Source organism: Stenotrophomonas sp. GW821-FHT09E08, from assembly GCF_059416125.1.
Genome location: NZ_JBWKOO010000010.1, coordinates 60,946 through 82,724, shown reverse-complemented (window position 1 = coordinate 82,724; position 21,779 = coordinate 60,946). Strand labels below are relative to the sequence as shown.

Annotated in this window: 16 protein-coding genes; 11 read left to right on the top strand and 5 right to left on the bottom strand. The window is 63.6% G+C overall.

Features of this window, described 5'->3' with window-relative positions:
• The first annotated feature begins 77 nt into the window (after positions 1-77).
• Genes AC07M7_RS13750 through AC07M7_RS13735 form a run of 4 tightly spaced genes read left to right on the top strand, consistent with a single transcriptional unit; the run spans position 78 to position 4,238 of the window.
• Positions 78-2,501: a phage tail tape measure protein gene (locus tag AC07M7_RS13750; RefSeq protein ID WP_495207637.1), complete on the top strand. Its 2,424-nt coding sequence runs from the start codon at positions 78-80 to the stop codon at positions 2,499-2,501.
• On the top strand, positions 2,501-2,953 hold the full coding sequence (locus AC07M7_RS13745) for a phage tail protein (protein ID WP_495207636.1): 453 nt from the start codon (positions 2,501-2,503) through the stop codon (positions 2,951-2,953). Before AC07M7_RS13750 ends, AC07M7_RS13745 begins: the two co-directional genes overlap by 1 nt.
• The gene (locus AC07M7_RS13740) at positions 2,953-3,162 is read left to right on the top strand and encodes a tail protein X (protein WP_495207635.1); all 210 of its coding nucleotides are present in this window, start codon (positions 2,953-2,955) and stop codon (positions 3,160-3,162) included. Before AC07M7_RS13745 ends, AC07M7_RS13740 begins: the two co-directional genes overlap by 1 nt.
• Complete coding sequence (locus AC07M7_RS13735; RefSeq protein WP_495207634.1) at positions 3,159-4,238, top strand: contractile injection system protein, VgrG/Pvc8 family; 1,080 nt, start codon at positions 3,159-3,161, stop codon at positions 4,236-4,238. The genes AC07M7_RS13740 and AC07M7_RS13735 overlap by 4 nt, the downstream gene beginning before the upstream one ends.
• Before the next feature lie 185 nt (positions 4,239-4,423).
• Here the strand turns inward: AC07M7_RS13735 and AC07M7_RS13730 are convergent, their stop codons facing one another.
• Positions 4,424-4,825 carry a DMP19 family protein gene (locus tag AC07M7_RS13730; RefSeq protein WP_495207633.1) on the bottom strand — a complete coding sequence of 134 codons (402 nt, stop codon included), beginning with the start codon at positions 4,823-4,825 and terminating at the stop codon, positions 4,424-4,426.
• Between the two features lie 230 nt (positions 4,826-5,055).
• On the bottom strand, positions 5,056-6,642 hold the full coding sequence (locus AC07M7_RS13725) for an N-acetylmuramoyl-L-alanine amidase family protein (RefSeq protein ID WP_495207632.1): 1,587 nt from the start codon (positions 6,640-6,642) through the stop codon (positions 5,056-5,058).
• Between the two features lie 416 nt (positions 6,643-7,058).
• Between AC07M7_RS13725 and AC07M7_RS13720 the strand changes: the two genes are divergently transcribed.
• Both AC07M7_RS13720 and AC07M7_RS13715 read left to right on the top strand, forming a co-directional pair.
• Positions 7,059-7,442 (top strand): hypothetical protein, encoded by a 384-nt coding sequence (locus tag AC07M7_RS13720; RefSeq protein ID WP_495207631.1) that lies wholly within the window; start codon positions 7,059-7,061, stop codon positions 7,440-7,442.
• A 148-nt stretch (positions 7,443-7,590) separates the two neighbouring features.
• Positions 7,591-8,097, top strand: a complete 507-nt coding sequence (locus tag AC07M7_RS13715) for a hypothetical protein (RefSeq protein ID WP_495207697.1) — start codon at positions 7,591-7,593, stop codon at positions 8,095-8,097.
• Positions 8,098-8,245: 148 nt separating this feature from the next.
• Here AC07M7_RS13715 and AC07M7_RS13710 read toward each other — a convergent pair whose 3' ends face one another.
• Entirely contained in the window at positions 8,246-9,136 is an 891-nt protein-coding gene (locus AC07M7_RS13710) for a dihydrodipicolinate synthase family protein (protein WP_495207630.1), read from the bottom strand.
• A gap of 117 nt (positions 9,137-9,253) precedes the next feature.
• Here AC07M7_RS13710 and AC07M7_RS13705 point away from each other — a divergent pair, with 117 nt between their 5' ends.
• Positions 9,254-9,718: a GNAT family N-acetyltransferase gene (locus tag AC07M7_RS13705; protein WP_495207629.1), complete on the top strand. Its 465-nt coding sequence runs from the start codon at positions 9,254-9,256 to the stop codon at positions 9,716-9,718.
• Positions 9,719-9,725: 7 nt separating this feature from the next.
• Here AC07M7_RS13705 and AC07M7_RS13700 read toward each other — a convergent pair whose 3' ends face one another.
• The gene (locus tag AC07M7_RS13700; RefSeq protein WP_049421336.1) at positions 9,726-10,283 is read right to left on the bottom strand and encodes a GNAT family N-acetyltransferase; all 558 of its coding nucleotides are present in this window, start codon (positions 10,281-10,283) and stop codon (positions 9,726-9,728) included.
• 146 nt (positions 10,284-10,429) lie between these two features.
• Here AC07M7_RS13700 and AC07M7_RS13695 point away from each other — a divergent pair, with 146 nt between their 5' ends.
• Positions 10,430-11,323: a helix-turn-helix domain-containing protein gene (locus AC07M7_RS13695; RefSeq protein WP_495207628.1), complete on the top strand. Its 894-nt coding sequence runs from the start codon at positions 10,430-10,432 to the stop codon at positions 11,321-11,323.
• Here the strand turns inward: AC07M7_RS13695 and AC07M7_RS13690 are convergent.
• Positions 11,271-12,101 (bottom strand): universal stress protein, encoded by an 831-nt coding sequence (locus tag AC07M7_RS13690; RefSeq protein ID WP_495207627.1) that lies wholly within the window; start codon positions 12,099-12,101, stop codon positions 11,271-11,273. The genes AC07M7_RS13695 and AC07M7_RS13690 overlap by 53 nt on opposite strands.
• Before the next feature lie 170 nt (positions 12,102-12,271).
• Between AC07M7_RS13690 and AC07M7_RS13685 the strand changes: the two genes are divergently transcribed.
• From AC07M7_RS13685 to AC07M7_RS13675, 3 genes are all read left to right on the top strand, one after another.
• Entirely contained in the window at positions 12,272-12,838 is a 567-nt protein-coding gene (locus tag AC07M7_RS13685; RefSeq protein ID WP_495207626.1) for a TetR/AcrR family transcriptional regulator, read from the top strand.
• A 373-nt stretch (positions 12,839-13,211) separates the two neighbouring features.
• Positions 13,212-18,953 carry a CshA/CshB family fibrillar adhesin-related protein gene (locus AC07M7_RS13680; RefSeq protein ID WP_495207625.1) on the top strand — a complete coding sequence of 1,914 codons (5,742 nt, stop codon included), beginning with the start codon at positions 13,212-13,214 and terminating at the stop codon, positions 18,951-18,953.
• Positions 18,838-21,762, top strand: a complete 2,925-nt coding sequence (locus tag AC07M7_RS13675; protein WP_495207624.1) for a TonB-dependent receptor — start codon at positions 18,838-18,840, stop codon at positions 21,760-21,762. Before AC07M7_RS13680 ends, AC07M7_RS13675 begins: the two co-directional genes overlap by 116 nt.
• Positions 21,763-21,779 lie beyond the last annotated feature (17 nt).

Genomic DNA, 21,779 nt, shown 5'->3' with positions numbered 1-21,779 from the left:
GCTGAGGCTGAAATCATGGCCTTCCCCGCGTCCAGGTTCATTTGGTATCTGGAAGGTCTGCAGAAGGATAGATAGGTGTGGCTTCCAAGACCTTGAAGGCATCGGTTCTGATCGGAGGTTCGATTTCGTCGAGCCTCCGATCTGCATTGGGTTCCACCAAAGATGGGCTGACGAAGATCGGCCAAGCCATCGTTGATGTAGAGCGCCGCCAGCGGCTACTGGGCAATTCCATCCAGACCTTCGGCCGCATGGGCAAGAATGTGGACGGCCTGCGCCGTGATTACGAGCAGTTGACCCTGGCATCGGACCGGCTTCGCTTGGCGCAGACCCGCCTGGCCACTGCGCAGCGAGCGGTCGATGCGAACATGGCGCGCCGCTCGGCACTGGGCGGCCAGATGATGGGAGCGGTGGGGGCCGCGGTCGGGACCGGCTTTGCCATCGGTAAGCCGGTGATGAACGCTGCGAACTTCGCACGCGAAAACCAGCTGATCGGCAACACCGCCAACATGACCGGCGACGAAGTGGCCAAGCTGGGGCAGACGATCCTGGCCGCGTCGAAGGATACCAACCAGGGCGCCGATGAACTGCAGAAGGCTATCGGCTTCCTGGTGGCCGCTGGCCTGGATGCAACGACTGCCGAAGCCAGCATTCGGACCATCGGCCGCACCACCACGGCTGCCGGCGCTGACATCGAAGACCTGTCCAAGGCATCGTTCACGCTTATCGACGCACTGAAGATCAAGCCTGAAGGCCTGCAGGGTGCGCTGGATATGCTGGCCGTGGCCGGCAAGGAAGGTAATGTCGAACTGAAGGACATGGCCAAGGTGCTGCCGGTCCTGGGCTCATCGTTCGTGGCATTGAAGATGGGCGGCAGTGAGGCGGTGGCCACGATGGGCGCTGCGCTGGAGATCGCACGCAAGGGTGCTGCCAGTGCCGATGAAGCTGCGAACAACATGCAGAATTTCATGGTGAAGATGATGTCACCTGAAACGCTGAAGAAGGCGCAGAAGAACTTCGGGCTTGACCTTTACAAGATCATAACCGATGCGCAGACGACCGGTGCGAACCCGTTCGAAGCCGCCATGCAGTCCATCATGAAGGCCACCGGCGGTGACCAGAAGAAGATCGGTGATTTGTTCCAGGACATGCAGGTGCAGTCGTTCCTGCGCCCGATGATCCAGAATTGGGAAGAGTACAAGCGCATCAAGGATCAGGCGCTGACCGGGTCTGCCGGCACCACCGATCGCGACTTCGCGCTGATGATGGGACAGCAAGCCGAGCAGATGAAGGCGGCGAGGATTTCCGCCGACAACCTGGCCAAGGCGTTTGGCACGGCGTTGCTGCCGACCATTGGTGAGGCGGCCGGCAAGCTCGGCGTGTTCATGGACAAGGCCACGGCCTTTGTGCAGGCGAACCCACAGTTGGTGGTGGGGGCAACGAAGCTGGTCGCCGGGTTCGTCGGTTTGCGCGTCGCCGCGCTGGGTCTGGGGTACGCCTGGACGTTCGTCAAGGGACCGTTCCTTCAGGTCGCCGCAGCGGTGGCCCGCTTCCGAGCCGGTGGCTTGGCAGCTTCTCTTGGGCGCGTGGCCCCGATCGCCTTGCGTGTGGCTGGTGCATTCCGCTGGATTGCGGCGGCAGCTGCCGCCATCGGTGGCGGGCCTGTAACCCTGGCAATTGGAGTGCTGGTTGCTGGTGCACTGTTGGTCCGCAAGTACTGGGAGCCGATCAAAGACTTTCTTGGCGGGGTATGGGAGGGTTTCAGCGCAGCACTAGGCCCGGTACTCGGCGGGCTGTTCAACGCTTTGCAGGGGCTGAAGCCGGCGTGGGAAATGCTGTCGAGCGCCATTGGCCAGGCGTGGGAGTGGCTGGTGAAGCTGATAGACCCGGTGACCGCGAGCCAGGAAGAACTATCGACGGCCGCGCAGATCGGCCGTGTGTTCGGCCAGCTGCTGGCCACGAACCTGAAAGTCGCCATTACCGTCCTTGGCGGCGTCGTGAAAGCCGTCGTGTGGGTCGGCGAGGCCATCGGCACGACCGTGGGCCTGATCGTCGTCATCTGGGCGAACACCTGGGACAAGGTGAAGGACGTTGTCAGCAGCGCCATCGACTGGATCATGGTCCGCCTGAAGCCCGTCACCGATGGCATCAGCTGGATTACTGACAGGGCTGCCAGCGTCGGCGATGCCGCCAGGGGGGTGTGGAACGGCGCAAAGTCGGCTGTTGGCGTGGGCGATGCCGCGAAGGCACCTGCCCTTGCCGTTGGCGCATCTTCCGCGTCGGCGGCCGATCCGCGTCGTGTTCCGCAGCCGCAACGGAACCTGCCGCAGCCGGCCATGGCAGGTTCGCGCAGCGGTGCTGTCGGTCCGACCGCCGTACAGCAGACGAACACGTTCCACATCACCCAGCAACCGGGCGAGTCGAACCGCGATCTGGCCCGCCGAATAACCGAAGAACAACGCCGCGCCGAGCAGGTCAAGCAGCGCGGCTCACTGGCTGACTGATGAGCATCCTGGACAACATTCGCCGCGACGCGACCAATCGGATTGGGAAATTCCTGTCGAGCCAGACGGGCAACGCGCCGGTCATGTTCATGCTGGGCGGGTTCAAGTTCAGCGTGAAGACTGCAGCTGCGCAGGAGTGGTCGCGCAGCACCAGTTATCGCTGGGCGGGGCAGGAGCGTTTCGGGCAAGTGGATGCATTGCAGTTTACCGGCTACGGCCCGGAGCGATGGACACTGCCGTGTGTGGTCTTCCCGGATTGGCAGGGGATCCGATCGACCAGTCAGATCGTCGCCGTTGCACCGGAAAACAAGCCCTTGAAGCTTATCTCTGCGAAGGGCAATGTGATCGGGAAGTATGTGATCGAGGGCATTGAAGAATCGCATTCGTTCTTCAATTCCAACGGCGATGCGCGACGCCTGGAGTTCACGATGACCATTCGGGCATTCGACTAATGCAGTACATCACCAAACAAGGCGACGTGTTGGACGACATCGTTTGGCGCCAGTACAACACCAGCGCGTGGGCTGTCGTGCAGCAGGTGCTGGATGCAAACCACGGCCTGGCCGATCATGGCGCCGTGATTCCGGCAGGTCTGATTATTGAACTGCCGGAGATCCAGAATCCGGCAAGCGAACGCAAGGTGGTGTCGTTGTGGGATTGAGCGATGAATATCTGCCGCAGTTCCGCATTACCGCCAACAGCGACGACATCACGAAGGCCATCGCCGACCGCCTGAAAAGTCTTCGCCTGACCGACGAAGCTGGAACCACGTCGGACATGCTGGAAATCGCGCTGGCCGACAACATTCCTGACGAGCCCATTGCAATCCCTCCCAAGGGCGGCGAACTTGAATTGTTTCTGGGCTACAACGGTGGGCTGGTCCGCATGGGCCTGTTCGTGTTCGATGAAGTCGAGTTGAGCGGCTACCCGGGCGAAATGATCATCCGGGCGCGTGCGGCTCCGTACGAGGCCAGCAAGGGTGGTAAGACCGACCTTCAGACGCAGAAGACGCGCAGCTGGAAGAAGGACACCATCATCGGTGCGTTGGTGAAGAAGATCGCGGGCGAACACGGCATGGAATCGGCCGTATCGCCTGAACTGGCCTCGATCAAGCTGCCGCATACGGATCAGGCCAGCGAGAGCGACATGAACTTGCTAAACCGCTTGGCCAAGCGTTACGACGCCATTGCCAAGCCGGCTGGCGGCAAGCTGTTGTTCGTTAAGCGGGGAGATGCGAAGACTGCTGGTGGCGAGGCAATGCCGACGCTCACTCTGACGCCGGACATCACGGCGAACTTCCGCGTTACCTTGGCCAGCCGCGACAGCGCCGGCACGGTTGTTGCGTACTACCGCGACAACAAGATGGCCAAGCGGAAAGAAGTGACGGTAGGTAGTGGCGACCCTGTTCGCCGCTTGAACCTTGGCTACAAGGACCAGGCGAGCGCCCTGGAGGCGGCGAAGGCTGAACAGCGCAAGCGGGCGCGCGGCGAAGCGACGATCACCGTTGACACGCCAGGGAATCCCGACATTCGCGCCGAAGCCGTGATGACCATGAAGGGCTATCGCGAAGGCGTCGATGGGGAATGGCTGGTGACGCGGGTCGAGCACTACTTTGGACCGGATGCAGGTTATCGCTGCAGCATCGAAGGTGAGTTACCGAACATGAACAAGAGTGTGTCGGCTTCCGACAGCAAGATCGCTGAGAGTGACCAGATCGGTGTCGAAGTAGGGGGGTGATGGAGTGGCTCGCCTGCATCGAGACGTGGGACCAGGTGCGTGCGCTGCTGCCGCAGCCTGAGGAGTTCGACTGGCCGGAGGAGGCATCTGGAAGCGGGGCAGCCGACGGTCGCGCTGTGACAGGGGTGCCGCTGTGGTTCCGGTGCACAAAGTCGCTGCACCTAGGCGTCTACATTTGTGCTGCTTCACCGGGATTCGAGGAACGCTTCCAGAAGTGCTGAAAGATCCTCAGGATAGGCATAGAACTGGTCGTCAAGATCGTCCCACAGCCCATCTCGCATTGCGAGCAATGCCTCTTGACGCTCTTCCCGACAAGGTGGCGGTCCGCCTGGACCGAACCTCGAATTGGCCTTCTCCACGATGCCAGCCATGATCGGTGCCCCAATCGTCCGGAGTGCTAAAGGAGCATAGTAGGCCGAGTCTCCTGAGCTGTTGAAGTAATACTGGTCGAAGCCCCCATTATTAACATCAGCCTCCAACCACCAAATGGATGTGAGCACTCGATCTACTTCTGGTAGATCTTCGAACGCCGCGTCGCCGTACCTGAAGCGTGAGGATTCGAGCGCTTCAAACAGATCTATAGGCATAGCTCAATCTTCCGATTCATAGATTGAAATTCAACTGGAACGACTGAGTAGCGCCGCGCCGGCACGACCGCTGTCGCGGCCAGATGGCGCCCATGTACTGTGCCGTCCAGATTCGCGAGGCTTAGTGGAATCAGCATTGGGGAGACATTGAACTAGTAATGCAAAAAAGCGGCCTTGGGCAAGGCCGCTGAATTGATTCGAAGGAGTCAATTTTCAGAAGCGACCGCGCGTTATGTGCAAGTGATAGAGCTACGAACCAAGGGGCTTCTCACTCCGTCGCTATCTTCCAAGTAACGATCAACCACGATTACGCTTCCCGCGACGGGGCGTGTAGCGGCGCACGTGGCTGTCGCACCCAACGTATCGGGTGTATCGCCTGGAAAGATGTACTGCTCGGAATCCTGGCCGCATCGGTAGCCCTCCGGGCAGGTGACAATTTTGGTGCGCAGATAGAGCGGGTAAGTGGGGGATCCGGAAATCTGAACGGTGTAAGGGATTTCGGTGCGATGCGGACCGGTGACCGGTGGTGCGTCTTTGATTGTCAGCGGACGGCAATCCGTTTCGCCCTTCTTGTACGTTCGATATCCCTTCTCAACGCCGCGTGCGGCCAAGGATTGAAATTCGTTGTCCTGAAGTGCCACTGCATCTTCGGTGTTGGTATGGAAGCCGAATTCAATCAGTGCGGTCGGCATATCTGCGTCGCGAACTTCGGCCTTACTGGTTCCGTCTAAGAGGTCTGGGCGAATAGCAAAGTCTGCATACGTCTCACTCGATTGGATCAGCTCCTTCATGTAGCAGAGGATGTTGTTAGAGAGCTGTACCGAGGCGGGGTCATTCAATTTTGTAATGATCAGGGCTCCGCGTGCGGATGGTGTGGCTGCATTCGTGTGGAACGAAAGGTAGGTCTCGGCGTTGATATGGTTAGCGTACTCGGGACGAGCGACCAGGTCTTCATCGTAATCACGCAGAGCGGGGCCTGACGGATTGCCGTTCGGGAAACGATTCCAGATGGTGGCGCCTTGGTCTGGAAGGATCCGCTTCAGGTAGTAACGGGCTGCAAGTTCCGACCATTGCAAGTTGCTTGCAGGGTCAATGCCCGCCTCATTCATTGCCCTTGTATAGCGGATATCAGTGGAGTATTCGTAACTTCTTTGATCAAGAAAGGCGCCTACCTGGGCAGCATAGTTGGGAGTGATGAAGTCCTCGTGGATGTTGGTAGTGCCGGCGTAGGGATCAGGACGCTGGTACTCCCATGAATTCTTACCGTAGTGGAAGTACTTTCCATGGCCAGGGTTCAGTACGACTAGACCTGGTACAGGGGCGGCTGCGGCTGCTCGTGTACTCAACCCCTGCTTTCTCCTCTTCATATACTCAGGAGGGAAAATTTCGTCCAGGGTTCTCCCGCCGATTCGGGTTCGTACAAACTTGAAATCAACAAATCCGTTCAGGAGTTCTGAAAGCTCAAAGTTGATTTCATGCACTTTGTCACCGAGCGATTGGCTGAACCCCATTTGGCCCTTGGGGAGGTAGCCTGAATCCAAGTCAATCCAAATGGTGCCAGTGGATGGCTCTGGATTGATTCTGACCAGGACGCGCCGCTCTTGGCCTGTCAGGCGCTCTTGCTTATCAACAAACCGCTGCAGCTCGGGCTCAAGTTGATGGAAGATTGTCGCGCTCTGAGCCACTGTAGGTAGTGGCTGTTTGTTTTGCGGTTGCGCCGGTTGCGCCGGTTGGGCATCGACGTTCGTTGCAAATGCCATGGCCAGAAGCAATCCTCCGACCAATCCGGTTGTTGCTTTAGTCTGAGTAGTGAACATCACGCACCTCCTATGCAGATGGATTCCCCGAGGTGGAACCTATCAGCAATGACTGCATGAAATGTAAGTGTGGAGCATTACGTTTGTTGCAATCAGTTGCAAACTGGCGAATGTGAAGGCCTGAACAGGCACAAGCTGGCGGTGTAGGGAAAAGCCGACGCATCGGCACAAGATTGCCCGATGGCGCCGGCCGGACACGGGGGGCATCCTGACCTTGCCGGATCCGGGGCCGCAGGCAGCTCAACCCGGATGCGCGTGAGCAGCGCCGCGCCGGCTTCTTGTGGGCGAGGGTGCCCCGCCCTAGCGTTTGGTGATGGCAGCCCTCTAACAGGTGGCGCCGAATCGAGGTTGCTGCCGGCTTGTGCCGGCGCTACAGTCATTTCGCTGCCGCATAGTCGCGGCTAGGAAGATGCGTGATGCATAACTTTCGTCTTCGTTCATTCACAGAGGGGTGCGTGCTGGCTGCTGCAATGGCGTTCTTGCCAATCACGCCAGTGTCTGCGAGTTCTGACCTCTTCCACTTCGGCGTAGAGGAAGTAGGTTTCAGTTTTCATCTTTTCTTGATCGGCAGCGAAGACCCGGGGGCAGTACAGGTCCAATGGTCTGGCGCACCTAGTCCAATGCCCCGTCGGCAGTATTACGTTGAGTTCAGTCGTGCGAAGAAGCAGTTGTACGTACGCCCTGCGACCGCCGATGGGTTGCCTTGGTTCGAGGTTGATGTGACCGGCAATCGTGGCGACCTGCTGTTTGGCAATCGCCGTTTTAGCGGGACGGTGACGTGGACCCCGGGTATTTATTAGGGACGAAATGGACCGCTAGAAGTGAACCTGATGTATCGTTGGTTCTGAAGCATCATTTTCTGGGTAGCCACCGGGCAAAGCCAAGCAACGTAGCGGTGTCTATGGGGGATTGAGGCCAAACCCTATAAGGCGGCCAAGATACCTGGCCATACTTCCCTCGCACGGCTACCAAGGCTTCCGCACCGCTCCTGTTCCCTCTGGCTGGGTCCAGATGGGGGAGAGCTGGGTGTTGTGGTGGAGCGGTCGACAGATCGCCCAGGTTTCCCCAGCCAAGGACCGTGGGGTGCGTGTGCACCTCGATGCCCGGAAGATGTGGCAGACCAAGGACGAATGGGCAGCCAGTCTCGCCCAGGGCAAGCGCTATGCCGAGCGCTGGTGCGCGGTCAGGCTGTACCCAGAGCTGCGCCTGCGCGCAGCCGTGGCCCGGCTGCTGGACACGACGCCGAGAGAACCGCTCGAACCGCTGCCCGGCCTGCCACCGACCCGCGAGCAGCAGCAACAAGCCCGGCGCCTGGCTGAGGCCACGGCTACCGCTACGGCGCGGATCAAGGAAGCGCTGGAGCCGGCCAAGCCGCCGGCGACAAAGCCCCGTCCGAAGGACGCGCGCAAGGCGTGGGTGAGGGCAGGGCTGCAGCAGCTACGGCGGGGTGTTTGAACGAAAATGGACCCACGCCGGTCCCATGCACTTCGTAAGTCGTTGATTGATCGGGCGACGAAATCCCCCTCCTAAGGGGAAGGTCGCCCGTTCGAATCGGGCCGGGGTCACCACCCGCCATAGCGCCTGGCCACCGCACTCCGGGGTTCTACAACAACCCCAGCCCACCCAGCACCGCCTCCACCTCCTCGCGCTCACCGTCCCGCAGCCCCTGCAACGGTAACGGCAGGCAGTTCTCGCTGCACAGTCCCAGCAGGGCCGCCGCGCAGGCCATGACGCGAATCCCGCCGAACCGGTCGTACAGGGACCACAGCGGCGCCAGCCGCGCAGACAGGGCAATAGCACCCTCTTCATCGCCACTACCCACGGCCCGCATGATCTGCAGCGCTACCTCGGGGAACAGCCCGGCGGTTACCGAATACCAGCCGTCACACCCCGCCAGCAGCCCTCGCACCGCCGAGGCGTCACCACTGACGCCCAACGTCACATGTGCGGGAACGCACGCACGCAGTGCAGCAACGCGCGCGTCAGCCTCGACGGGATCATCAGCAAGGCGCGGAATCTTGATCGAAGCGATGTTCGGCAGCGCCGCAATCCGGCCGTGCAGTGCATCGGTAAAGCGGAAATGCGTGGTGCCCGGATTGTCGTAGACGCAGATCGGCGTGCGCACCGCTGCGCATACTGTTTCGAACAGCGCTTGCACCTCGTGATCCTTCAGGGGCTGGTAGGACACGGGGGCGAGCAGCAGGCCTGCAGCACCTGCATCCTCGGCGTCCAGGGCCAGTTCCAGCACATCGCGGGTACGCAATGCACCGATGCCGGCGATCACCGGAACACCCCCGGCGTGCGCGAGTGCTTCGCGCAGCACGCGCTTGCGCTCGTGCTTCTCCAGATAGGCGTAGCTGCCAGTGGAGCCAAGCACGCCCATCGAATCAACACCGGAATCGGCCAGGCGCTCGACCAGTCCGGCAAACGCACGAAAGTTGATGCCGGCTTCAGAGAGCGGGGTCAGTGGAAACGCGCTGAGGCCTTTGAACATGGGATCTCCCGAAGGGGGAATGGGCTGGACATCTGGAATTGTTTATTGTCCTATGACAAAACTCAAGTGTCGCCATGCAGCGTGTCTAACCGCCACGAATGACGCACCATGCGGGTCATGAAACCAAGCCTCTGCGCCGTCCAGCCTTCCCACTACGCCACCATTGCCGATTGGCTTGATTCCGCCGAGGCCACCCAGCGCTGGGCGGGCCCCGGCGTGCCGTTTCCCTTGCCGCAGGAACGGTTCGCGCAGGTGCTCGAACTCGGGCTGCGGCCGGGCTGGGCGCTGCTTGACGAGCAGGGCCAGTGCCTGGGCTTTGGCCAGTACTGGATGACCGACGCCGGTACCGCGCACCTGGGCCGCATCATTGTTTCCCCGCTGGCACGCGGGCGCGGCCTTGGCCGGCTGCTCATGCAGGCCTTGAGTGCACAGGCCATGCGCGAAGCCGGTGTGCAGCGCCTCACGTTGCGCGTCTATCGTGACAACACCGCCGCCGTGATCCTGTATCGCGACCTCGGTTTCCAGCAGGTTGATGCGTCCTCGACGCCGGAACTTCTGTTCATGCAGCGCACGTCGGCCTGAACTTCGCTCATGCTGGCAAGGTGGCCTGCAGGGCAAACCATTGCTCGCGGGTGATGCGGCTGATGTGCTCGGTGCGGTAGTCGCCGAGGAAGCTGTTGAACTTGTTCACTTCGGTATGGTGATGCTGGAAGCCGCATTTGCTCTGCGCGCTGAGCGATTGCAGGTTGTCAGCGAAGTAGCCGCACCACAGTGCGTCCAGTTCCAGTTGCATGAAGGCGTGCCGCATCACTTCGCGCACCGCTTCGGGCACCAGTCCGTGGCCCCAGTACGGAACGCCGATCCAGTAGGCGATCTCACCCTCTCGATCGCTGATCTCGAAGTTGCTGTCGGTGCCGATCAGGATGCCGACACAGCCGATCGCGTGGCCGTCCTCGCGGCTCTGCAGCGCGTAGACCTCTGGCCGGTTGAAGACGGTGCGGATGATTTCGGTACTTTCCTCAACGCTGGTGTGCACCGGCCAGCCGGCGATGGGGCCCACGCGCGGGTCGCGGGCGTACTCGTACAGATCGGCAGCGTCGGTGTCGCGCCAGGGGCGAAGGATCAAGCGTTCGGTGTGCAGCTGCATGTCAATTCCACGGGAACAAAGAGAGTGCACAGGCTAGGTCGCCAGGCGCGATCGGCCCAGGGCGGGACCTTGATGGTTTCGGTACTTTTCACAACGGGTGGCCGAGCCCGGGTATGCTGGGGCCCGGAATACAGCCGGATCGGCCGATGGATCGCGTACCCCAGCTCCTGGACCAGGACGAATCCATGCGCCTGGAGGTCAGTACGCTGGCCGAAGGGCAAGGCGTCCCGTTGTCGTTCGGCCACGCTTATCTGGCGGTGCTGGTATGCGTATCGGGGCGCGCACGCTTTGCACTGAACTTCCGCGAGGTAGCGGTGCAGCGGCACGATGTGCTGGTGCTGGCAGAGGACACGCTGGCGCTGCTGCGGCAGCGCTCTCGCGGCTTTCTGGCGGTGGTCTGCCTGATGCCCAAGGCGCTGGCATCGGAGGTGGCCTATGTGCTGCCCAATGCACTGTTCAAGTTCCTGCACGATCAGCCCCACTGCGTGCCGTCGCCGCTGGACGTGCCGCTGCTGCAGGGCTGGCTGCAGCAGTTGATGGATGCGCAGCACAATGGCGGCCGCTATCGTCACGTGATGCTGCGCAACCTGCTGCAGACGTTTTTCCTCAAATTCGCAACGCTGTTGCCGGCGCGCAGTGTGGCCGTGGCGCAGGTCAGCCGACGCGAGCGCTTTGCCTGGAATTTCTGGGAACTGGTCGGTGAGCGCAGCACGCGCCAGCGCGACGTGCAGTCCTATGCCGACGCGCTGTGCATCACCCCGTTCTATCTTTCGCAGCTGACCCGCGAGTGCTTCGATGAAACGCCGAAGGCGTTGATCGACCGCCAGGTGGTGCTGGAGATCAAGGCGCTGCTCACGTACAGCGAGTTGCCGATCGGACGCATTGCCGATCGCCTGTGTTTCGAGGATGCGTCGTACCTGTGCCGGTATTTCCGGCGGCATACCGGTCAATCGCTGACCGGCTACCGCCGAGCGGGGCAGGGTGGGACTAGTGCGATACGAACAGTGGCGCCGGCACTTCGGCAAGCAGGTCCTCGGTGACCCCGCCAAGCACGCGCTCCACCACCCGGCTGCGGCTGTAGGGGCCCAGAACCAGCAGATCGGCTTCGGCGTCCAGCACGTGTTGGCGGATGGTCGCGGCGATGCCGCCCTGGCTCGAGTTGATCGCCTGTATTTCCACTTCAACGCCGTGCCGCGCCAGATGCTGGGCCATCTCGGTACCGGGTGCGCCTTCGGTCTTGGGCGTGTCGACCATCAGCAGGTGCACGGCCTGCGCACGGGCGAGCAGCGGCAGCGCATCGGCCACTGCGCGACGCGCCTGTTTGCTGGCATTCCAGGCCACCACGATGCGGCGGCCGACCTGATCGCCTTGCCAGTGCGGCGGCACCAGCAGCATCGGCACGCCGGTCTGGCGCAGTGTGCCCAGGGGCCGCCAGCCGCTGGGGGCCCCGGGTGTATGCGGATAGCCGGCGATGATCAGGTCGCAGTACAGCGATTGCAGGGCCAGGTCGGCTCCGCCCAGATAATCCGAAACGATGCGTAGCTCGGTGCTGATCTGCAGTGGTTCGGACAGTGCGCGCAGGTTCTGCATCAACTGTGCGGTACAGGCCGCGTCGGCGCGCGCTTGATGATCGAGCGCGGCGGCGATGCCGGCGCCACGCGCGAAGCCGTTGGCGATGTCGGTGGGATGCTGGGCAGTGGACGCTGCGACCAGATGTGCCTGCTGTGCCTGTGCCAGGTGGGAGGCGATGTTCAGTACGCGTTGTCCGGTGTCGCTGGCATCGAACAGCACAGCGATATCGCGCAGTGGATGCAGCATGGCCTTTCTCCTTCGATGCCTGTGACGCGTTCCCTGCCATGCACCGACCCGGGTGCACCGGACGCAGCTCCGTTGTAGCGCATCTGTGATTCGGGTGAATCACTTTTGATTCAGTTTATTAATTGATGATTCATGCTAGCGTGTTCGTACCCCCGGTTTCCGACCCTTTCATGCGACCCGCCACCGCCCGCCCACGCCGCGACCTGCACCACGCCCTGGCGGGCACCCTGGTCAGCCATCCGCGCTGCACGCTCAGTGAGCTGGCGCGGGGTGCCGGCATCAGTCGCGCCACCCTGTACCGGTTCGCGCCGACCCGCGAGGCGATCGACGAGGCGTTGTTCGCCGCAGGCTTCGAGCGCTTGGAGGCAGCGGCCAGTTGGTTCGACGATGGCGCGGATGCACAGCATGTGCTGGAGCAGGTCACCACCACGCTGCTCGCCGATTGGGAGCTGGTGACCCTGGTGTTCGCGCGGATGATGGAAGAGCAGCAGCGGCAGGGTGACCTGCATCTGCTGCCAGAACGCTGGGCACCGATAGGCGATCGATTCGAAGCCTTTTTCCTGGGTGGTCAGAAGACAGGCGAGTTCAACGTCGAATTCAGCGCGGTGTGGCTGGCGGACTTCTACTGGACCTGCTTCTACGGCATTACCTGGTCGCTTGCGCGTGGCCGCATGGCACCGGCATCTGCAGCTTCCACGCTGCTCGCATCGTTCCGTCATGGTGCTGGGACGGCCTGATAGGGGTGTCCGCGGCGCGCAATGCGCCGCGATGTGCTGCGGCGTACAACTCGCGCCGAATTCGCGTGACGTCTTGCCGGAAAGGGCGTTCGCACTGCCGGAATCGTGCACGGTGTCGCACTTCCGGGTTGCTACAACTGTGGTCGTCGAATAACGCCGGAAGCGGCAAATTTAAATGAGACATTCATCACACTTTTGCTGCAGTGCGGTATCGTAGTTGCAGAACTTCATACCTGACCAACGGGGTCCAGGGACGGTTGTAGTGGCCATGGAGCCGGCAGAACGTGCGTCCGCGCGTGTGGCCAGGCCCATGAGCTCGTCCCACGCGACCCACTGAACAGCGGCTCCACGCGAGCCGACCGGGGAAATCACCATGTGGCAGTCGACGACGTCGCGCATTCGCGCGGGCGGTGGATGCGTTCATCCCAAGAAAACCCAGCAGTGCTCAAAACCCGGGCGCTGGATCACCCGCGGCCTGCTGTTGCTGCTGTCGATGGCAGTGCCGTCGTTGGGGTGGGCGGCCGCGTATGCGACCGGCGGCAGCAGCCCGTATCGCAACACGGTGTTGTGGTTGACCTGGGGCGGCGGTGCCAACGGAGTGAACAACGTCGTACTCAACGATGGTGCGACGTCATCGATCGACCTGCCCATCGCATCGGGCATCAACCTGCGCGTCGACTGCCGGTTGAACACGGCCGAGACCAACGTGCTGCGCAGCTATCGTCCCGGCAACTTTGGCGGTGACAGCCTCGACGATCTGTACAACATCGGCGGTACCGGCAGCAGCAACCAGCTGATTGCCGGCATTGCGCGTGCCGGTGGTACATCCAGCTTCAGCATCACCTGCACCTCGACCGTGGGGGGGGCGCCTTATCGCCTGCGTGGCGTGGTGATGGCCGACGCCGAGTCGATCAACAACAGTGGCGAGTTCGTTGAAGCCAGCGCGCAGGGCACCTGGAACGTGGTCGAGGTCCGCAAGAACCTGGCCAACAGCACGCCGTATCTGGTCAACAAGTCGACCAGCGGCGCCAACCAGGTGATCCGCTTCGGCCCCGGCAACGACGACAACACGGCGGCGGTCACCTTCCTCAGCTTCGACAACGCTGCGCATGCGCCTGGCAACCTGGCCGTGAACATGGGTTTCTCGATGCGTGGCAGCGGGACCACCGCCATCGCCATCGGCCTGCTGGTGCCCTACGCCGACTTCGGCGATGCGCCGCAGAGCTACGGCGATGCGATGCACGTGGTGGATGACCTGCAGTTCCGCTCCGATGGCATTCCGCAGGGCAGCAGCAACTTCAATATCAACACCGCGGCGTACACACCGGGCGGCCTGGCGCCGCCGTTGACCGACTTTCTTGGCAGCCTCGGCCCGGATACCGAACAGCAGAGCAGCTACAGCCTGGATGCGCTGGGTGACGATAACTCGCCCGTTGCTGGCAGCCGCGAAGAAGATGCATGGCCGAGCAGCTACCGCTTGACCGTGATGCAGGCCGGCACGCAGATCAACCAACCGGTGGCTTGCGTGGGCAGTGGCAGTGTGGCCGGCTGGATCGACTTCAACCGCAATGGCAGCTTCGATGCCAATGAGCGCAGCACTATCGCGGCGTGCAGCGGCGGGCAGGCCAACCTCAGCTGGAGTGTCCCGAACACAGTGAGTGCCGGCACCAGCTATGTGCGCCTGCGCTATGCCACCAACGCGGCACAGATCCAGAACCCGACCGGCGTGGCCGATGACGGCGAGGTGGAAGATCACCGGATCACCATCACCGCGCCATCGCTGAAGGTGGTGAAGAGCAACAACGCTACCGGTGGCATCTGGAACTACGGCCAGGCCGGAACCCAGTACACGCTGACGGTGAGCAACACCAGTGATGTGCCGACCGGCAACCCGCCGAACGTGCCTGCGGGTGTGATCACCGTGCGCGACCAGCTGCCTGCCGGCATCGTCGCGAACTGGGCGGGCGTGCATGTGAGCGGCAACTGGAGCTGCACCGCCAGCGGCCAGGATGTCTCCTGCACCAGCAACCAGGTCCTGGCCGCAGCGGGCAGTGCGGGATCCACGTCGGCGTTTACCCTGCCGGTGACGGTCACCGCAGCAGCGACCGGTGTACTGACCAACCACGCCAGCGTGGGCGGTGGCCACGATCCGTTCAACAACGGTACGCCGCCAACGCCGGGCAGCAGCTGCAACGACGCCGACCACTGCACGCGCAGCGATGTGACCGTGCCGGTGACGCGCGTCAGCTATGCCAAGCTTTCCAACACGGCCGGCCCGGTCGCGGTGGGTGCGACGGTGAGCTACACCGTCGACGTCACCGTGGCCGATGGCAATACCCGCGATGTGTTGACCCTGACCGACACGCTGGGCACCGGCCTGGATTTCGGCAGTGTCAGCAATGCCGGCTCGTTCACCTGCAATGCGGCCAATCCGTTGGTGTGCACGCTGCCGGCCGGCACGGTACCGGGCACCTACAGCCTGAGCTACACCGCCACCGTCAACGCGCAGGCCAGCGGCCAGGTGGTCAACACCGTGGTCGGCACCGGCACAGATACGCCGACCTGCAGCAGCAACTGCACCACCACCACCCCGGTGGCGGCACCGAAGATCTCAGTCTCCAAGGCCAGTAGTACGACCGGTCCGGTCGCGGTGGGCGACAGCGTCGCCTACACCGTCACCGTGGTGGTGGCTGATGCGCGTACCACGGCGGTGGCCACGCTGACCGATACGCTGGGTACCGGCCTGGACTTCGGCAGTCTGACCAATGCCGGCGGTTTCAGCTGCGTGCCGGGCAACCCACTGGTGTGCACGCTGCCGGCTGGCACAGTGCCGGGCAGCTACGCGTTCTCCTATACCGGCATCGTCAACGCGCAGGCCAGCGGCCAGGTGCGCAATGCGGTGGTGCCGAGCGGCACCGACAACCCGTCCTGCGTGGGCAGCTGCGATACCACCACGCCGATGGCCAGTCCGCAGGTGGTGTACGCCAAGCAGGCATCCACCGGCGGCCCGGTGCGCGTCGGTGACCGCATCGACTACACGCTGAGCGTGACCGTGACTCGTGCACGCACGACGGGTGTGCTCACCCTCACCGATACCCTCGGCAACGGCCTCGACTTCGCAGGCGTGAGCAGTGCGGGAGCCTTCACCTGCAATGCCGCCAATCCGCTGGTCTGCACACTGCCGGCGGGCATCGTGCCTGGCACCTACAGCCTTACGTACGGCGCGACAGTCAACGCACAGGCCAGCGGCAGCGTGCGCAATGCCGTGCTCGGCAGCGGCACCGACACGCCGTCGTGCAGCGTGAACTGCGACACCACCACGCCGGTGGCAACGCCGGGCGTGAGCTACGCCAAGTCGGTGAACAGCACCGGTCCGGTGTCGGTGGGCGATCGCCTGACCTACACACTGACCACGGTGGTGACCAACTCTCGTACCACCGCTGTGGTGACCCTGACCGACACCCTGGGCACCGGTCTGGACTTCGGTTCCGTGACCAGCACAGGCGCCTACGGCTGCAATGCCGCCAATCCGCTGGTGTGCACGCTGCCGGCCGGTACCGTGCCGGGCAGCTACAGCCTGTCCTACACCGCCGTAGTGAATGCGCAGGCCAGCGGCCAGGTCACCAACGCGGTGCTGGGTAGTGGTGGCGACAATCCGTCGTGCACGGCCAACTGCGATACCACCACGCCCGTGGCAGGCAGCGAGATCGATTACCGCAAGACCTCGGCCGCTGCAGGTGCGGTGAAAGTGGGCGACAGCATCGCCTACACGCTCACCGCCGTGGTCAGCCGTTCGCGTACCACGTCCTTGTTCACCCTGACCGACACCATGGGCCCGGGTCTCGATTTCGGCGCGGTCACCGCCAGCCAGGGCTTCAGCTGCAACGCCAGCAATCCGCTGGTGTGCACGCTGCCGGCCGGTACCGCACCGGGCACCTATGCGGTGGATTACACCGCAAAGGTGAACGCGCAGGCCAAGGGCAGCGTCAGCAATGCGGTGCTGGGCAGTGGCACCGGCACCAATACCTGTACCAGCAACTGCGGCACCACCACGCCGGTGCTGTCGGCGGTGGTGACCTACCGCAAGCAATCGAGCACGGTGGCGCCGATCGATATCGGCGACGCGGTGGACTACAGCGTCGAGGTGACGGTCGCCAATTCGCAGACGCTGGATGTGGTGACCCTGACCGATACGCTGGGCCGCGGCCTCGACCTGCAGTCGGTCACCCAGCCCGGTCCGTTCACCTGCAACAGCAGCAACCCACTGGTGTGCACGCTGCCGGCCGGGACCGCGCCGGGCACCTACACACTGGGCTATCGCGCGCGAGTCAATGCGCAGGCCACCGGCAGTGTACGCAATGCGGTGCTCGGCGGTGGCGGTGATACGCCCACCTGCAGCGGCGACTGCAGTACCGAACATGCGTTGGCCGACCCGCGTGTGGTACTGGAGAAGCAGTCCGGCCCGGCCAGCGGCACTGATGTTCGCCCAGGTGACCGCCTGAGCTACACCCTGGTTGCCACCGTTGAGCGCGCTGCCCTGCGCCAGCCGCTGCAGCTGGTCGATACACCTGATGCAGGGTTGAGCATCGAAAGCCTGCCCGCTGGATGTGCGCAGCAGGGCGCGGACATCGTCTGCACGGTGCCGAGCGGTACACCGGTTGGTCGCCACGAATACGTCTACCAGGCGATCGTCAACCAGGAAGCGCGGACCCAGGTGCTGAATCGTCTGCGCGGGCAGTACCCGGATGGCTCGCCGCCCCCGGAGTGCACGACCTGCGAGACGCATCACAAGGTGATCTCTGATTTCTCGCTGCGCATCACCAAGACCGCCAACCCGCGTCGGGTGAAAGTGGGCGACCTGGTGCGCTACCAGCTGGTGGTGGAGAACGTGGGAGGCAGCCACTGGCGCGATGGCGTGGTGGTCGATACACCACCGCCGGGCTTCAGCTACGTGGATGGCTCGATGCGCGTGGCCGACGATGACGGTGCATTCGCGCTGGCCAGCAGCCAGTCGCCGCTGCGCATCGGTGCGGTGGACATCGCGGTGGGTCGCAGTGCCACCATCACCTATCTGCTGCGGGTGGGCGCCGGTGTGCGCAGCGGTACCCACGTGAATCAGGCGGTAGCGACTGCCGATGACGGCAGTCCGTTGTCGAACGTGGCCACTGCTGAAGTGGCGATGGATGCGGACCCGCTGCTGGAAGACAGCCTGGTGTTCGGCACCGTGTTCGACGATCGCGACGGCGACGGTTGGCAGGACAGTGCCGAGCTGAGCGGCGTGCGAGTGCAAGGCGGGTTCGCTGCTGCGGCCTATGTGCCGGGCTCGACCACGCTGGACCGTGGTGAAGGCCCGCAACCGCTGGCTGATGCCAGTGCGCCGCTGCTGCATGGCGTGCAGATCGGTGTGGTGCACGGACGCGCGTCGACCTCCGACACCGTCGAGGTGCATCAGGTGGTGCTGCGCCAGCGCCTGCGCGAGTTGGCCTTCAGCGATGACTTCGTGCTGGAGAGCGAACAGGGGCATCGCTTGCGGATGGATGCGCAGGGGGGCACGAGCGTGCAGCTCAGTGGCGATGCCGGCAAGGGCCTGACCGCCGCCGCGCCGACCGTCCGCCGTGAGATCGCACGCGTGGCCGACGGCTACGAAGTGGCCTATGTGATCGGCAACGAGGGCATCCAGGAGCAGGGCATTCCGGGCGTGCGCCTGGCCACGGTGGAAGGCCTGTTGGTGGAGACCGATCCGTTCGGGCGCTACCACCTGGCCGATGTCCACGGCGGTGATGCACGCCTGGGACGCAACTTCATCATCAAGCTGGACCCGGCCACGATACCGGCCGGAGCGGAGCTGACCACCGAGAATCCGCTGCTGCGACGGGTCACCCAAGGCGTGCCGACGCGCTTCAGCTTCGGCGTGCGCCTGCCACCGTCGCCGCAGGCTGGGACCGAACGCATGGAGCTCGCCCTCGGCGAAGTTCTGTTCGCTCCGCCGCGGGACTGCGGTGGATGCCAACCAGGCAGCGTCGTTGTCGCTGCTGCAGCAGGTGTTCGACAGCAACGGCCTGCGCCAGCAGAACATCCCGGTGTACGGCTCGCGGGTCCGCCTGCGTGGCCGTGACCTGCCGCTCGGCGCCGCGCTGAAGATCAACGGCGACAGCTATCCGCTGGACCAGGACCGCAAGTTCGCTGCCGAGTACCTGATGCCGATCGGCCACCACGCCTTCGACGTGCGCGTCGAACGGCCGGATGCGCCGGCCATCGCACGCACGCTGGAGGTCGATGTCAGTGGCCGGTACCTGTTCGGTGTCGGCCTGGCCGACATCACCGTGTACCAGAACAAGGCCAGCGGGGCAGGGCAGGACCTTGCCCGCGGCGAGCGTAACGATGACGTGCTCAGCGATGGTCGTCTGGCCTTCTACCTGAAGGCCAAGACCCGTGGCCGCTACCTTCTGACTGCGCAGGCCGACACCCAGAACCGTCCGCTGGACGAGCTGTTCACCGGCTTCACCACCGCCGATCCGCGCGACCTGTTCCGCCGCCTCGACCCCGACCTGTACTACCCGACCTACGGCGATGATTCGCTGACCCAGCGCGATGTGGACAGCATGGGGCGCTTCTACCTGCGCCTGGACTGGGACAAGAACCAGGCGTTGTGGGGCAACTACAACACCGGGCTGACCGGCACCGAGTACGCGCAGTATGTGCGCTCTCTGTACGGTGCGGCGTTGTCGTGGCGATCCCGGGGTGCCAATGCCTGGGGCGATGCGCGCAGCGAACTGCGCCTGTTCGGGTCGCAGGCCGAAACCGCGCCCGGCCACAGCGAGTTCATCGGTACCGGCGGCAGCCTGTACTACCTGCGCCATGCCAGCATCCTCAGTGGCTCGGACCAGGTGGTGCTGGAGATCCGCGACCGTACCACCGGCCGTGTCGAGCAACGCGTGCCGATGGTGCGCGGCGCCGACTACGAGATCGATGCCCTGCAGGGCCGCATCCTGCTGACCCGGCCGCTGGCCCAGGTCAGCCGCGAGAACCTGCGCCGGATCAGTCGCGACGTACCGCTGGACGGCTACGAACAGCGCCTGATTGTCGACTACGAATGGGTGCCGACCGGCTTTGACAGTGATGACATCACCGCCGGCGTTCGTGGCAAACACTGGTTCGGCGATCACGTGGCGGTGGGCGCCACCTATGTGGACGAACAGCGCGCCGGTCAGGACTACTCGCTGAAGGGTGCGGACCTGACTCTGCAGGCGGGCCGCGGTACCTACCTGAAGGTGGAGCACAGCCGCAGCGAGGCGACCAGTGCGCCGGTGTTCTTCTCCGACAACGGCGGACTCAGCTTCAGCCGGCTCAATCCAGAGGGGCCGCGCGAAGGTGAGGCGACGGCGGTTGAGGCCCGCATCAACCTGCGCGAGCTGGGTTGGACCCAGCGCGACTGGAGCGCCGGTGCCTGGTGGCGGCAGGTGGACGGAGGTTACTCGGTTGGGCGCTTCGACACCGGCCAGCGCGTGCGCGAGCAGGGCGCTGAGCTGCTCGGCTATGTGACCGACGACTTCAGCCTGTACGCGCGCTACAGCGAGGCACGTCGTGGCGCGCAGTCGCTGATCCAGGCGCAGGCAACCGCCGAATGGCGGATCGGCGACAACGATCGACTGTCGGCCGAGCTGCGCCGGGTGCAGGAGGATCGCGGCAGTGGCGGCAACGTGGCCGGCGTGCTGGCGGCCGCACGCTACACCCATCGCATCGGCACCTCGCTGGATGTGTATGGCGGTGGCCAGTTGACCGTGGACGACGACCACGGCCGTTATGCCGACAACGATGCGGTGGTGGCTGGCGGCACCTGGACCTTTGCCAACCTGTCCACCGTCGGCGCTGAAGTCAGCGATGGCGATCGCGGAACCGCGGCGCAGATCAACTCCGAGTACCGGCTGACCCCGCAGCACAGCTTCTACGGTGCGTTTACCCAGTCGACCGACCGCAGCGAGTACGACCCGTTGTTCAGCCCCAATGCGCAGGATGGATGGACCCTGGGCCAGCGCTGGCGGCTGTCCGACCAGGTCAACGTGTTCAACGAAAGCCAGTTCTTGAAATCCGGGCAGGAGTCCGGGCTGGCGCACACCTTCGGCATGGATTTCTATCCAGCGGTGGGCTGGAATGCGGGCTTCACGCTGAGCAACGGCAAGCTCGACGCCAGCACCGGCCAGGTCGACCGCAAGGCGGTGAGCCTGTCCGGCGGGCGTACCTCGCCGGGCACCGAGTGGCAGAGCAAGCTGGAGTGGCACCGCGATACCGGCGCGGAGCGGCGCACGCAGTGGGTCAGCACCAACCGGCTGAGCCATCGCCTCAACGACAGCTGGCGCATTGCGGCGCGCTTCAACTACGCCGATACCGATGATGCGATCAATCCGGTCGCGGGCGCGCGCTTCATCGAAGGAAACCTCGGCTTCGCCTACCGTCCGTGGGACAACGACCGTTGGGCGTTGTTCGGTCGCTACAGCTACCTGTATGACCTGTCGACGATGGGCCAGGTCAACGGCGTGGACTACGACCAGCGCACCCAGGTGCTGTCGCTGGAAGGGGTCTACCGCATCGATCAGCGCTGGGAAGTGGCGGCGAAGGCCGCCCGCCGCGAAGGCGAGGTGCGCTACGGGCGTGGCACCGGCCCGTGGTTCGATTCAGCCACCAGCTTTGCCTCGGGACAGCTGCGCTACGACCTGTACTACCAATGGCATGGCCTGCTGGAATACCGCCTGCTGGATGTGCGTGACGGCGGCCGCCGTCAGGGGTGGTTGGCCGGTGTCGATCGCGATATCGGCCGCAACTTCCGCGTCGGCGTCGGCTACAACTTCACCGACTTCAGCGATGACCTGACGAAGTTCGACTACACCCACCGCGGCTGGTATCTGAACCTGGTAGGACGCTATTGAGGAAGGCAGCCGAGCGT